We start from the raw sequence: 12778 nt of genomic DNA on the forward strand, positions 1-12778 counted from the left end.
CGTCCGGGGAGGGAAGGCCGCGGACGGAGCCGCGGCCCTCCGTCAGGAATCCGCCGAGCGGTCGGTGACGGGCATCATGTCGACGTGCGACAGGAGGCGGTTGATGTTGCGTTCCGTCTCCAGGGAGCCCTCGACGCCGATCGCGGCACCGTCGATGAGGCGCTCCAGCTCCGCGGCCTTCTTCGCGCCCTTGACACCGAGCGCGGCGACGGGGTCCGCGTCCAGCTCGCCCGTCACGTCGATGAGACGCACCACGATGTCGTCACGCTGGAAGACCGTGCTCCGGTACACCGGGCTCTTCGGGTCCTCCGCCGCGGCCTCGTCCTGGTGGGCGAGCAACCTGGCCAGCTCCATCCCGCAGCCTGGCTTGGCCGGGTAGTAGAGCGCGTGGCGGCGCAGGTCCTCGGGTGCCTTGCTGCCGGACGCCACGTGATGCACGGACGGCAGCGCGGCCCGGGTGAAGAAGACCCGCGCCGAGTCGGGGTCCCTCAGGTCCCGGTCCTGCTCCAGGTACGGGTTGATGGCCTCCTCGACCGCCCGTACCTCGGGCTGGCGGGCGACGTGACGCAGTGCCGCCATGAGGTCGCCCTCCACCTCCACCGCACGCACGACACGGTTGCCGTGCATGAAGAGCGAGGTGCGCCGCAGCCGCGTGGTGTCGTCGACCTGGGGCTGGGGGGACTCGTACCCGGCGAGGATCTCCGCGACCTTCGACTCGGAACCCGGCTTCACGGTGAAGGTGAGGGCATGGCGTGCCACACCTTCGCCCACCCGGGCCTCGACCTGCAGATCCGTCGTCGCCGCCTCGTTGCCGAGCGGCTGATCCGGGGTTGTCTCCCGAAGGATGCTGTAGCGCATCGAACGGGTGTCCCGGACGCAGTTGTGCATCGGCCGGACCGTCTGGACGTGCTCCTCGCTGTTCACCCAGGCCAGGAAGGGCGGGGCGCTCTCCCATTCGCTGGTGATGAGCCACTGCGAGGGGTTCTCGATCGACTGGCAGAGCTGGTCACTGAGATGTCCGGGGACGGACGCGACCTGATTGCGCATGTGCTCGTACGCGTCGAGGAACTGCTCCTGTGCTCCTTCGAACAGGTCGAGCAGCAGGATCACCCGAAGCCTGGAGCCGTCGAACGCCGATTGCGATATACGTCCCGAAGTAGTCATCCGGCACACCTCTTCTCTTCTTCACGGAAGGTCAGGAACGACCGCCGTGTCCCAAAGGCCGGGGTCGCCATGAGCCGATCGTTGACTCGACCCCCGAGGCGCGCGAGCCCGCCGGTGCGGACGAGTGAACTGTGTGCCATCCGGGTGTCCGGAGCGCGCGATCCTCTCCGCACAGGGCATGGAAACTGATGGCCGTTCAAGGCGGTCGGCATCCCATCCCTGACTCACCTCGCAGGTGACGCTGGAGGCAATCAATGAACCGATCGGAAGAGGCCGGCGAGGTCGGTCAGCACACACCGGTGCTCATCGTCGGCGGCTCCCTGGTGGGCCTGTCCACCTCGCTGTTCCTGGGCCGGCTCGGAGTGCCGCACCTGCTCGTCGAACGCCACTCGGGCACCTCGATCCATCCGCGTGGGCGTGGCAACAACGTGCGCACGATGGAGCTGTTCCGAGTCGCCGAAGTGCAGCGACGCATCGAGGAGGCCGCTTCGGTCCTGGCGGACAACCACGGCATCATGCAGACCCCGACGCTGGTGGGCGACGCCGGTGAATGGCTGTTCAAGGAGATCGACCCGGGCGGCGGACTGGCCCGCTTCAGCCCCAGTGCGTGGTGTCTGTGCAGCCAGAACGACCTGGAGCCGGTGCTGCTGAAGAGCGCCCGGGAACTCGGCGGAGACCTGCGCTTCTCCACCGAGCTGATGTCGTTCGAGCAGGGCGCCCAGGGGATCACGGCGCGGCTCAAGAGCCGGGAGACGGGAGAGCACAGCACCGTCCGCGCGGACTACCTGGTCGCGGCGGACGGTCCGCGCAGCCCCATCCGCGAGCGGCTCGCCATCGGGCAGAGCGGACCGGGCGACCTGTTCCACAACGTGAGCGTCACGTTCACCTCCCGGGCTCTCGCGGACGTCGTCGGTGACCGACGCTTCATCGTCTGCTACCTGACCAACCCGGAGGCCGACGGGGCGCTCCTGCCGGTCGACAACGAGGAGCACTGGGTCTTCCACGCGCCCTGGCACCCCGAACACGGCGAGACCCTGGAGGAGTTCACCGACGAGCGGTGCGCGGACCACATCCGACGCGCCGTGGGCGTACCCGATCTCGATGTGCGGATCACCGGCAGGGCCGCCTGGCACGCCGCCGAGCGGGTCGCCGAGCGCTACTCGGACGGCAGGGTGTTCCTGGCCGGCGACTCGGCCCACGAGATGTCCCCCACCGGCGCGTTCGGCTCCAACACCGGTATCCAGGACGCGCACAACCTCGCCTGGAAACTGGCCGCGGTGCTGGGCGGCTGGGCCGGGCCGGGACTGCTGAAGTCCTACGACGCCGAGCGCCGCCCGGTCGCGGAGGCGACCAGCGCCCGTGCCTCGTCGCGTTCGGTCGAGCACAGCCACCCCGGGTACATCCCCGCCCCGGGCGCCGCCGGCCCCGGCGGCAAGAAGGGCGGCATCCTCAACGTGGCGCTGGCCTACCGCTATCCGCGCGGCGCGGTCCTCGGCGCCGACCAGTCGGCGCCGATCGTCCCCGACGGCCTGCGCCTGACGGGCGAACCCGGCAGCCGGGCGCCGCACATGTGGCTGACCCGCTCCGGCACCCGGGTCTCCACCCTCGACCTGTACGAGCGGTCCATGGTGCTCCTGACCTCGGCGGACAAGTGGCACAGCGCGGCCAAGGCCGTCGCCCAGCTTCTGTCCGTCCCGCTCGACGCGTACCGGATCGGCAGCGGCCCCGACGCGGAACTCTCCCCCGCGAGCGACACGGACTGGGCGGAGGTGCACGGCGTCACCGACGACGGAGCGGTGCTGGTCCGCCCCGACGGTTTCGTCGCCTGGCGCTCCGAAGGCCCGTCCGCGAGCCCCGAAACGGCACTGAGGGAGGCCCTCACGGCGATCCTGGACCGGAGCTGACGACTCCGTTCACACCGTGACCCCGACGTCCGCGTCGGCCAGCCGGTACCCGTTCCGGGTGAGCCGAGGGACTCACTCGGAACGGGTACCCGACGGCCGGTCCTCCTGGCGTGCGCGCCGGACCTCCTGACCGCCGTCCAGCCATGCCCGCAGACCACGGTGTCCCCGGTACGTCAGGAGATAGTGGTTGGCGCGGAACAGCGGGCGAAACGGCACCTCGAGTCGGCGGATGAGCGCCTTGCGAGCCACCATGTCCTGTTCGAGGACCGCCCGGCTGCCGGTCTTGTACGGGCGCACGCTCCACCCCGACAGGATCCGCCAGTAGAATGTGCCGATACGCGTGAGATCCGCCTTGCGCTGGCGAGGAGCGGGGCGAACTTCGCGCGGTGTCTGGGGCTTGCGGTTTGGTCTCCCTGGTGCGGGAGTTCGGTGCCCGATTCGCCAGGGGAGGTGGGGACGGGCAGCATGGAAGTGACCGGATTGCCGTCGTTTCGCGGAGGCGAACCGCAATGACCCTGCCTGTACACCACCGACCCGGTCGGCTCCTGGAACATCCCTTCTCCAGCCTGGGCTGGGGCGAGCCGATCGCTGCCGAGTTCGACGACCTCTTCGAGCGGATGAATCGCTTCCTGGAGGCCGCCAGTACCGCACCCGCCGTCGGGTCCTTCTCACCCCTGGCCGACCTGAAGGAGACGGACAACGCCTACGCGGTCGAGGTGGAACTGCCCGGGATCAAACGCGAGGACATCGAAGTCGAGATCAACGAGCGGGAACTGCTGATCACCGGAGAATACAAAGCACGCGAGCATGAAGGCGTCCTGCGCCGCAGCACCCGGCGCACCGGCCGCTTCGAGTACCGGGCCCTGCTGCCTACCGATGTCAAGACGGACGAGATCAAAGCGACGCTGGCCGACGGGGTGCTGACCGTCATGGTCCCCAAGGCCCAAGCGGCCAAGCCACGGCACATCGAAATCACCCAAGCCTGAGCCGCGGCACGGTGGTGGAACGGGTGATGTCGCCCGCCCCACCGCATGGGAGGACATCCCGCTGCCAGGCGGTCTCCGGGACACCCGGCCGCGGGAAGGCCTATCAGACCCCATCCGCCCGGGAATCGTCATCGTGACGGTCTGCGAACACGATCGGACCACCCCGCCCACCCCACAGCATTCGGGGCGGGCCGAACGCCCACAAGATGCCTGGCGACCAGCGCTGACCCGTCCCGGGGGCGGACTGGAGTTCCGCAACGGTACCCCGGAGCAGATATGCGAAGACGCTGATCCGCACCACGATTACTCCTCGTCTTCGCTGTCCAGCGGGCTGCCTGGGGCGGGAACGGCGTGCACGGTCAAGTCGCCGACACCTCCGTTCTGGTTGGCGACGCATATCCGCCGAAGCACGTTGCCAGTCAGCTCGCGCCCACCCCCGGTGGCTCGGACCAAAACGTCGGCGCCCTGGCCATCACCGGCTGCCCAACCGCTCCCGACTCTGGACAAACGCTTTTGTGCGACCTACCCGAATCAGAACAGCGGTTCCTTCACGACATCCCGACCACCGTATCCCGGGATACCGAGAGCACCTCATCGTGACAGTCGGCACCGGTCTGCTCGCGGCACCCACCGGACCCGCATTTCCTGGCAGGCCGCCTGAGAGCAGTCTCCCGCGACTCCGCCCTTTTACGTCCTCGTCCTGGCCAGGCACCCATACACCGCCCAGTGCTGATGCCGCGCGACCTGTACCGCCACCAGTGGCCGCACCTCAGACCGTGCTGAACCAACAGTCCGATGACGAACAACAGAGTGAACCAGGCCGCGAAGGTCTCCAGCCCGCCCTAAGGAAGCGCAACATGAGGCAGAACGAGTCCCCTGAACCCGACGCGACGCCCGGACCGGAAGCCCGGTTGAGTCGGCTTGAAGTACAGGTCGCGACCCTGGCCGAGGCCGTGCGTGCACTGGTCAATGGACTGGAGAACATCCCATCAGAGGACGTTCCCCCCGAAGACGCAGCACGCGGCGCACGACTCGCCCACGAGCTCCTGCTCTCCCAGGGGTTGTAGGCGCGTCGTCACGCCGGAAGGGGCGCGGGCAGCCGCCATGGTCGGTACACCACCGGTCGGCACCGAGCCCATGGGCCGTTCGAAGACACCGCTTGGGAGCGGCGATGACGCGTACGGAAGCACGTCGACCAGTCGTGGTCGGCGTCGACCCCGATCCCGGCAAACGCGCGGGTCTCGCCTGGGCAGCCGACGAAGCGGACAAGCGCGGCCTGCCCCTACTGCTGGTCCTCGCGCAGAACGTGCCGACCCCTGGGTACCGGCCGACAGCCGGGCGGCCGTCCTGGGAGGAGTGGAACGACGCACTGCACGCGACGGGGGATCAAGTGCTGCGGAAGGCGGTGGCCTTCGTCGAATCCAGGCACCCACAGGCACGGGTGTCCGGGCTGCTGGCGGAGGGGCATCCGGCGTGGGTACTGCGCGAGCAGGGGCAGAACGCCACAGAGGTCGTACTCGGTTCCTGGCATCTGAGCGCTGTCCAGGAACTGTTCACCTCCGCCGCCGTCACCCTGCCGCTCATCGCCCATGCCCCCTGCCCCGTGGTGGTCGTACCGGAGGCGGAGCACATCACCCAGCAGCCGCCGTACCTTGTGGTGGGGGTCGACGGGAGCCCTCAGTCATCCGCCGCCGTCGACTTTGCCTTCGAGGAAGCCGCCCTCCACGGCGCAATCCTGCGGGCCCTGTATGTGTGGCACTCTCCGCGGCTCGGAGTCCTGGACGAGGACGCGGCCGTCCAGGAGTGCCGCCGGTTGCTGTCGGAGACGCTTGCCGGGCGTACCGTCGCCCATCCGGACGTAGAACTGCACCAGGAGGTCGCGCTCGGCCACCCCGTCCAGGTCCTCACCAAGGCATCGGAACACGCCCTCGGCCTGACCGTGGGCACACGCGGGCACGGCGGCTTCACCGGCATGCTGCTGGGCTCGGTCAGTCAAGGGGTACTTCACCATGCGCAGTGTCCGGTCATCACCGTCCCGTATCCGCACAACCAGTAGGCAGGCGCTGCGGCTCTCCGCCGCACGTGTCAGGCATATAGCAGCGAAACGTCAGGGTGCTCGCTGCCGTGTGCAAGCGGTTGATGACATCGGCGAGCGAGGGCCGGCCGACGGTAGCCGCAGCGGCAGCGCTCGCCATTGCCGGGGCCCAGGATCTGTACGGCCACTTCAGGTATGCCCTGGGTCTGATGGAGTCGGGTCGCTGGAGAATTGACGATCCATCGATGCCCCGCAGCTATCCACCCGAGTTCCGCCTTAAGGTCCTCGACCTTGTCGTATCTGGAAGGAGATCGATGCTGGGCAGTTGCCCGGTGCGATCAGCTTTGATCTGCCCGAGCCGGCCGCGGCCCGCAAGCGCATCGCCGAGTTGGAAGCCGAATTGGCCATCCACCGGCGGGCCGCCGAACGCCTGGGCAAGGTGACTTCCCCAAAAGGTGTTTCGAAGCCATCCGCGTGATGGCCGTGAACACCAGCCGGTTCGGATGGCCCGCCGGGCGCTGAAGGTGGCAGAGCCCGGCTGCTACGCCTGTCGGGACCGCCCGCCCTCGAACCGTGTGGTCAGGCACGCCTGGCTGGTAGTAGCGGCGCCGCGGAGGCCTCCAGGTCAGGTGCATGTTGCGGTTCCAGAAAAGCAGTCTCCACCACGCGGAGCAGCCGAGGCAGGAGAACGTTCTCCTGGTCGCGCCGTAGCGCAATGGACGGCCCAACCCCGGAGGACCGGGTTGACCGACCGCCACCGAGGCCAAAGCGGGCTTGGCCGGCATGGTGGGCACGACGCAACGACCATCGCACCAGCCCCTTCGCTGAATGCGGATGCCCAGGCAGACGAAGCCGTCGTCGATACGAGCGATATGAATCTTCCCGGCCCAGAGGGTCACCGTCAGCCTGCGGGCCGGGTAGTCCCCCCACCTCCGCCCTGAACTTCTGGGCCTTGGACCCGGTGCACTGCACCAACAACACGACGAAGTCGTCCGCGCATTGCACCAGCCGGTAGTTCGGCAGTCCCTTGCGCCGCCAAGCTTATCGACGAGGCATGAGGCGGCACACAGTCGTGCCGCTGCACCTGAGCAGCGCCTGGAGCACGCGTTCAGCCTGGGGCCGCCGCACGGGAAGCCGTGGCCATGTGGTCGGTGAACCAATCTCGGGCCAGATCCCTGGCCTTCTCCAGGGCACCGCGCTCCTCGAAGAGGTGAGTGGCGCCGGGGACGATCGCGAGCCGGTTCCCGCAACGCAGCCGGGCTTGTGCTTCGCGATCGAGGTCGAGCACCAGTTGGTCGTCGCCCCCGACGATCAGCAGCGTGGGCGCCGTCACCGCCGACAGCCGTGGCCCGGCCAGGTCAGGCCTGCCACCCAGAGAGACGATCGCGGCGATCCGCGCGCCCGGCTCGGCGGCCGCCCACAACGCGGCTGCCGAGCCGGTGCTGGCACCGAAGTACCCGACAGCAAGCCCTGCGGTCTCGGGCTGCCTCCGCACCCAGCCGGTGACATCCGCCAGACGCCGGGCCACAAGTCCGGTGTCGAAGACGTTGGCTCGGTCGATCTCCTCCTCGGTGAGCAGGTCGAACAGCAGAGTGCCCAGCCCTGCCCGATTCAGTCCGACGGCCACGAACCGGTTGCACGGGCTGTGCCGACTGCTGCCACTGCCGTGCGCGAACACCACGACCCCCCTCGCGGCCTCTGGCACCGTCAACTGCCCGCGCAGCACCGTCGCGCCGACCCGCACGTCCACCTCCCGGTCCTCGGGCCCGGCGTGACCCGGCTCAGTCGGGCGGTTGCTCGCCAGGCGGGCTGCGGCCGCTTCCAGACAGGCCACGACTTCAGCGTCGTCGACCTGGGAGAAGTCGATGGTGTAGAACTGTCCGACCGCGAAGAAGTTCCGCGGGGTGTGCAGGCATACCAGTTCGTCGGCGTCCTCATTGAGCCGTGCGGTCCAGTCGTGCGGTGCCACGGGGACCGCGAGCACGATCCGCGCGGCCCCGCGGGCGCGGGCGATCCGGCAGGCCACGCGCGCCGTCGACCCCGTGGCCACCCCGTCGTCAACCACCAGCACCGTGCGGCCTTCGAGCTCGATCGGTTCCCGCCCGCCCCGGTACTGCCGGGCACGGCTCTGGAGCACCACCCGCTCACGGGCCTCGACCTCTGCCAGTTCATCCGGGGTGACGCGAGCCGTGCGCACCACGTCATCGTTGATCACGCGTACGCCGCCCTCGCCGATCGCTCCCATCCCCAGCTCCGGCTGAAAGGGCACGCCCAGCTTCCGCACCAGACAGACATCCAGCGGCGCGCCCAGCGCCTCGGCAACCTCCGCAGCGACCGGAACCCCGCCACGGGGCAGGCCCAGCACCACAACCCCAGCTTCCTTGAAGTGCCCCAGCCGGGCCGCCAGCTGCCGGCCGGCATCACGACGATCCATGAAGAACACGATCCGACCTCCTCGCCTCCGGGGAACACGGTGAGCAACGCGACACCCAGTGCTTCCATGCTCGCCCCAGCAGGGAACAGGTGCGCCCGCTACGGGACGCGCCCAAGTGGTCGGCATCGTCACCGAACGCGATCTGTCGTACGCGCGATGGCCCCGGACTGACACCACAGTCCGGGGTACAAACCATCGTGGACATCGCCCCGAAAGAGCGCACGGCAACCGTCCAGGACCCAACACATCCCCTTCGAATCCAAGGCGGCGGACCAGTTTCCAGGTGGTATTCACGATTCAGAGGCCGCCGACATACATCGAGCCCAGCATCAGGGCACATGGCGCGCGGTGCACGCGCGGCCAAGCCATGGACAGGGAACCGACGGACCGAGACCCGCGGCCGACGACTGGGAGAGCACGAATCCGCGCCTGCGTGCTCAGCCTCGACGGGCCTGACCGTGGCTGGCCACGGATGTCGCGGCGTCCGGCATTCGACGTTGTGCCGGTGGCAGGAGCTCTGCCGAGCAATGAGAGCAGCCATGTCGCCGTCCGACGTTTGTCGTCCCGCGAAGCCGGAGACGATTTCCGACCGCGCCCCCTCGTGGGACGCGCTCGTCGCCCTCGCCGGTGACACCCGCCCCGGAACCGGCCTCGAGGTCGTGTCGGGACGGCTGCGGCGGGGTAAGACGGCCCTTCTGGAGGCACTTACAGCAGTCCTGGGCGGCTTCTACCGGTCGACGCCCGACCCGCACCACCTGCAACAGCTTCGTCATCTCCTCACCCTGCTCGCCACCCGCGGCGAGGACGTCACCCACACTCGGCCCGCCTGCTACAACGGCGTCGGCTTCGCTCCCGCCTTGCGCGCGGCCGAGGCCGACGGAGCTGTGCTGCTCGTCGGACTCGACCGGCTGTACCGGGGTCGGTAGGCCGACGGCACGGCGACTCAGGGACTGCGCTCCGAAGGGGGTTGCTCGATACACTTCAGACCCTCCAGCGGCAGTCGGTGCGACTCGGAGGGGCCGATGGTCCATGACCGCATTCGCCTGGCGGCGCGCGTCCTCGAAACCGGGTCGCCCTGGCCCGCGTGCTTCCCCGCGATCGGTGACAGCCGCTGAGGCCTCGTCGCCGCCGCGATCTTCCCCAGCGCCGTGGGTCGCACGCGGTGGACCACACATCGGGTCGGAGCCCCGGTGTACGTCAGCAGGTCGTACAGGTCACCGGGGCTGGCGGAGAAGATCCGCCTCTCTCGAACAGGGGCAGGCCTCGAACACGAACCCGTCGTGCGTCTTCGAGTCGATGATCGGTCCGGCCGTGTTGAACGGATCCGTGAACATCTTCTACAGGACCAGGTTCCACGCGCCCCGCCCGGGCTAGTCGGCGAGAAGGCAGAACACCGGATCGGACAGCCGCTCCCCGAAGTTCGGCTCAGCATAGCCGGGCCTCACTCCGCGCAGGTTCCCGGCCGATGTAGGTGGTGACCGGCAGAGCTCCCACGGGGAGGCGTGGACGACCCGCGAAGGCAGCCCGCGTCGCACCGCCTCGTCCACGCCTGCAGGCTGGCATCCCACCCGTCATCTCCACGACCAGCAGAAGCCCCAACGACGCCACCGCCTCTCTGTCAGGCCATGCGAGAACGCCCTGTGAATACCGTCCCACCGCGCTGGCCCCACCGCGACACGCGGATCAACTCGCGGAGTGCCTCGGCCCGGGTTGCGCCACGCCGGTTTGCGGCGATCGTGGAGTCATGCGGTCGGAAGGGAGCCGGCGTGGAGAACCACCACCCCGCCGCCATAAGTTGAGCATCAGCCGCGCGCCGAGACGTCCCTGACCGGACAGGAGCCCGCCTCCACTTCGAGGTCACGGAGAAAGGACGACCACTGTGGTTGCCAGAGCCGGTGTTTTCGGCGCCATGACGAAGGAACATCGCGATCAGCTGATGTCGCTCGCTCGTGAGGTGTCGTTCGCGACGGGCGAGCGCATCTTCCACGAGGGCGGAACGGCCGACCACTTCTGGATCATCCACACAGGCACGGTCGCTCTCGATCTTCAGGTGCCCGGCCAGCGCGCAGCGGTCATCGAGACCCTCGGTTCCGGAAGACTGCTGGGCTGGTCCTGGCTGGTCCCTCCCCATGTGTGGCATCTGGGGGCCGAGGCCAGCAGTCCGGTACGGGCCTACGAGTTCGACGCGGCGGCGGTGCGTGAGATGTGCGCGAAGGACCCGGTGCTGGATCACGAGGTGTGCACCTACGTCGCCGGCGTGCTGGCTCGCCGGCTCAGGTCCACCCGGGGGCGACTGCTCGACCTGTACGCGCCCCACGGTGCGGGCGAGGTGCCGTGACGAGGAGGGACGAGGTGGCCGCAAGTGCCTGAGACCCCGCTTATCGTGAGCGACGTGATGCCCCAGACGGTCGTGACTGTGGGACGCGACGCGCCCTTCAAGGAAATCGTCGAAGCCATACAGCAGTGGAAGGTCAGTCCCATGCCGGTACTGGAGGACGAGGGACGCGTCATCGGTGTGGTCTCCGAGGCCGACCTGCTGCTTCGGCGTCGATGGCGTCGTTCTTGCCGTCGGCCCGACGCCGGGTCTGGCGGATCGGCCGGATGACCTCCACCACGTCCATGCCCTGACGGCGCAGGTAGCGGGTCAGCCCGGCGCCATAGGCATCTGTGCCCTCCGCCCCAAACCGGTGCGAAGTACCCAGCGCGCGTACCCACTCCAGGAGGCGGCGGTGCCCCCTGGCACCGTGTCTCGGCTACGGAGATGACTCTCTTACGCTGCAGATGGCGCTGTTCGTAATCCAGTGCCTGCCGGGCCACGCCGGAGGGGACCTGATCAAGGCATTCAGTGATCTCATCCATGTCCATGTTGTCGTAACCGACCCAGGGTTCAGGGCCGCGCCGCCCCTCCACGGCGTCCAGAACCCCCGGACGGTTGGCATGTGTTCGCTCGTGGTTCTCGATCAGCGTCAAGTCCGACCGGGAGAGACAGCGCAGGCGCTGCTGGATCTCCGTGACGCCGAGTTGGCCGTAGTCAGGGATGGGCAGATCCTTCTCGGGTGGCGGTGTCGCGGACGTCCCCCTCAGTTCTGTGGGTGGCCTCGGGCGGAACATGGAGCGCGACCTCCGCCGCGTCGATCACCATCTCGCGCCGTCGGTGGCGTCGCTCATACTCCAGTACCTGCCGGGCCGCGTCGTCGCAGACCTCGGGCAACTGCTCCTTGATCTCTTCGGGGCTCATCGTGTCGTAGCCAGCCAGTGGTTCGGCTTCGCGCAGTTGCGTGATGGCGTTCAGCACTGCGGATCGCCTCGCGTGGGCACGTTCGTAGCCCTCGACCACCGTCAGCTGCATCTGGGACAGGTCGCACAGGTGCTGCTGGATCTCCGGGACGCCGAGCCCGCCGAAGCCAGGGATGGGCAGGTCCTGCTCGCGGGTGAGCGCGCCATGGGCCTCCTCGGCCGCGCGGTGGGTGTAGGGCCTCTCCCGCAGGACGCCCTCAGCCGTGTCTGTCACGAGCCTGATGCTCTTTTGCAGGACCGCTCCGACCCGTGCCACGGCCACGCGCATCGTGCCCATGACTGTATCCAGCAGACTGCCGCCGTCGGCGGCCCGGATGGCTTCGGCCTGTGGCGGGCGGTGGCCGTTGGTGGCCGCTGCCACGGCCCCCGCCCGCTGGGTGACGTTCTCCTCGATGCTTTCCAGCAGCTGCTCGTCCTGACGGCGCAGCATGTGAAGCAGGTCGGCGGATTCCCGGTCGTTGAGCTGTTCGGCGATGTTCTCGCCTGCCTGACAGGTCGCCACCGCCCGGGCTGCGGCCGCGTACTCGTCTTCGGCGTGCTTCAGCAGGGTGTGCTGATCGCCCGGCTGCTGGCTGCGCACGATCTCCGTGACGGCCGACACCGTGGCCTCCAGTGGGAGCGTGGTCGCCCGTACCGCACCGAGAGCGACGAACCGCAGCAACTGCGCAGTGGCGGCCAGCGGTCCACGGGAAGGGCGTATCGCGCGCACGCGGTCCTCGATGCGCGCGAGATGGCCCTGGACTTCGGCGGCTCGGCGTTCGACTCTGTGCCGGTCGGCGCCTGGCGGCGTGCTGGCCGCATCCGCCCGGAACCGGGCGACGACCGCGGCATGAGCTTCACGGACGTCTTCCAGCACAGGTATGAGCACATCTGTCGCTGCTGCCATGAGCTGCCTCCTGGGGTCGGTGCGACCTCGCCGCCGCGTACGAAGACAGGCCGCCCGAAGTCCGTCGCCCTG

The 12778-nt window shown here is 68.8% G+C and carries 12 protein-coding genes and 1 pseudogene; 8 read left to right on the plus strand and 5 right to left on the minus strand.

Going from position 1 to position 12778, the window contains the following annotated elements; all coding sequences use genetic code 11:
* Positions 1 to 42: 42 nt before the first annotated feature.
* Entirely contained in the window at positions 43 to 1164 is a 1122-nt protein-coding gene (locus tag OG819_RS41040; protein WP_266632303.1) for a SchA/CurD-like domain-containing protein, read from the minus strand.
* Between the two features lie 254 nt (positions 1165 to 1418).
* Between OG819_RS41040 and OG819_RS41045 the strand changes: the two genes are divergently transcribed.
* Positions 1419 to 3068 carry an FAD-dependent monooxygenase gene (locus OG819_RS41045; protein ID WP_266632301.1) on the plus strand — a complete coding sequence of 550 codons (1650 nt, stop codon included), beginning with the start codon at positions 1419 to 1421 and terminating at the stop codon, positions 3066 to 3068.
* Positions 3069 to 3140: 72 nt separating this feature from the next.
* On the opposite strand, the gene OG819_RS41050 is transcribed toward OG819_RS41045, so the two are convergent.
* Positions 3141 to 3365 (minus strand): hypothetical protein, encoded by a 225-nt coding sequence (locus OG819_RS41050; protein ID WP_266632299.1) that lies wholly within the window; start codon positions 3363 to 3365, stop codon positions 3141 to 3143.
* Positions 3366 to 3577: 212 nt separating this feature from the next.
* Here OG819_RS41050 and OG819_RS41055 point away from each other — a divergent pair, with 212 nt between their 5' ends.
* The 4 genes from OG819_RS41055 to OG819_RS41070 all read left to right on the plus strand — a co-directional run bounded on the left by OG819_RS41055 (position 3578) and on the right by OG819_RS41070 (position 6567).
* The gene (locus OG819_RS41055) at positions 3578 to 4054 is read left to right on the plus strand and encodes an Hsp20/alpha crystallin family protein (RefSeq protein ID WP_266632297.1); all 477 of its coding nucleotides are present in this window, start codon (positions 3578 to 3580) and stop codon (positions 4052 to 4054) included.
* 857 nt (positions 4055 to 4911) lie between these two features.
* Positions 4912 to 5121: a hypothetical protein gene (locus tag OG819_RS41060; protein WP_266632295.1), complete on the plus strand. Its 210-nt coding sequence runs from the start codon at positions 4912 to 4914 to the stop codon at positions 5119 to 5121.
* A gap of 104 nt (positions 5122 to 5225) precedes the next feature.
* Positions 5226 to 6110 (plus strand): universal stress protein, encoded by an 885-nt coding sequence (locus OG819_RS41065; RefSeq protein WP_266632293.1) that lies wholly within the window; start codon positions 5226 to 5228, stop codon positions 6108 to 6110.
* A 304-nt stretch (positions 6111 to 6414) separates the two neighbouring features.
* Positions 6415 to 6567, plus strand: a complete 153-nt coding sequence (locus tag OG819_RS41070; RefSeq protein ID WP_266632291.1) for a hypothetical protein — start codon at positions 6415 to 6417, stop codon at positions 6565 to 6567.
* Positions 6568 to 7197: 630 nt separating this feature from the next.
* Here the strand turns inward: OG819_RS41070 and OG819_RS41075 are convergent.
* Positions 7198 to 8532 (minus strand): phosphoribosyltransferase family protein, encoded by a 1335-nt coding sequence (locus OG819_RS41075; RefSeq protein ID WP_266654263.1) that lies wholly within the window; start codon positions 8530 to 8532, stop codon positions 7198 to 7200.
* A gap of 530 nt (positions 8533 to 9062) precedes the next feature.
* Here OG819_RS41075 and OG819_RS41080 point away from each other — a divergent pair.
* Positions 9063 to 9449, plus strand: a complete 387-nt coding sequence (locus tag OG819_RS41080) for a hypothetical protein (protein ID WP_266654265.1) — start codon at positions 9063 to 9065, stop codon at positions 9447 to 9449.
* Positions 9450 to 9466: 17 nt separating this feature from the next.
* Here OG819_RS41080 and OG819_RS59210 read toward each other — a convergent pair whose 3' ends face one another.
* Positions 9467 to 9955 (minus strand): fructose 1,6-bisphosphatase, encoded by a 489-nt coding sequence (locus OG819_RS59210; RefSeq protein ID WP_353963260.1) that lies wholly within the window; start codon positions 9953 to 9955, stop codon positions 9467 to 9469.
* A 477-nt stretch (positions 9956 to 10432) separates the two neighbouring features.
* Here OG819_RS59210 and OG819_RS41085 point away from each other — a divergent pair, with 477 nt between their 5' ends.
* Entirely contained in the window at positions 10433 to 10861 is a 429-nt protein-coding gene (locus tag OG819_RS41085; RefSeq protein ID WP_266632284.1) for a Crp/Fnr family transcriptional regulator, read from the plus strand.
* Between the two features lie 24 nt (positions 10862 to 10885).
* Positions 10886 to 11080: pseudogene (locus OG819_RS41090) on the plus strand (CBS domain-containing protein); the annotation flags it as partial.
* A gap of 474 nt (positions 11081 to 11554) precedes the next feature.
* Here the strand turns inward: OG819_RS41090 and OG819_RS41095 are convergent.
* The gene (locus OG819_RS41095) at positions 11555 to 12706 is read right to left on the minus strand and encodes a hypothetical protein (protein ID WP_266655532.1); all 1152 of its coding nucleotides are present in this window, start codon (positions 12704 to 12706) and stop codon (positions 11555 to 11557) included.
* Positions 12707 to 12778: the final 72 nt, after the last annotated feature.

The sequence above is a fragment of the Streptomyces sp. NBC_01549 genome (genome assembly GCF_026339955.1).
Lineage (GTDB): Bacteria > Actinomycetota > Actinomycetes > Streptomycetales > Streptomycetaceae > Streptomyces.

Excerpts from the sequence above, each read along its gene's own strand:
- OG819_RS41040 (WP_266632303.1), bottom strand. The coding sequence starts at position 1,164 with ATGACTACTTCGGGACGTATATCGCAATCGGCGTTCGACGGCTCCAGG.
- OG819_RS41045 (WP_266632301.1), top strand. The coding sequence starts at position 1,419 with ATGAACCGATCGGAAGAGGCCGGCGAGGTCGGTCAGCACACACCGGTG.
- OG819_RS41055 (WP_266632297.1), top strand. The coding sequence starts at position 3,578 with ATGACCCTGCCTGTACACCACCGACCCGGTCGGCTCCTGGAACATCCC.
- OG819_RS41060 (WP_266632295.1), top strand. The coding sequence starts at position 4,912 with ATGAGGCAGAACGAGTCCCCTGAACCCGACGCGACGCCCGGACCGGAA.
- OG819_RS41065 (WP_266632293.1), top strand. The coding sequence starts at position 5,226 with ATGACGCGTACGGAAGCACGTCGACCAGTCGTGGTCGGCGTCGACCCC.
- OG819_RS41080 (WP_266654265.1), top strand. The coding sequence starts at position 9,063 with ATGTCGCCGTCCGACGTTTGTCGTCCCGCGAAGCCGGAGACGATTTCC.
- OG819_RS59210 (WP_353963260.1), bottom strand. The coding sequence starts at position 9,955 with ATGCTGAGCCGAACTTCGGGGAGCGGCTGTCCGATCCGGTGTTCTGCC.
- OG819_RS41085 (WP_266632284.1), top strand. The coding sequence starts at position 10,433 with ATGACGAAGGAACATCGCGATCAGCTGATGTCGCTCGCTCGTGAGGTG.
- OG819_RS41095 (WP_266655532.1), bottom strand. The coding sequence starts at position 12,706 with ATGGCAGCAGCGACAGATGTGCTCATACCTGTGCTGGAAGACGTCCGT.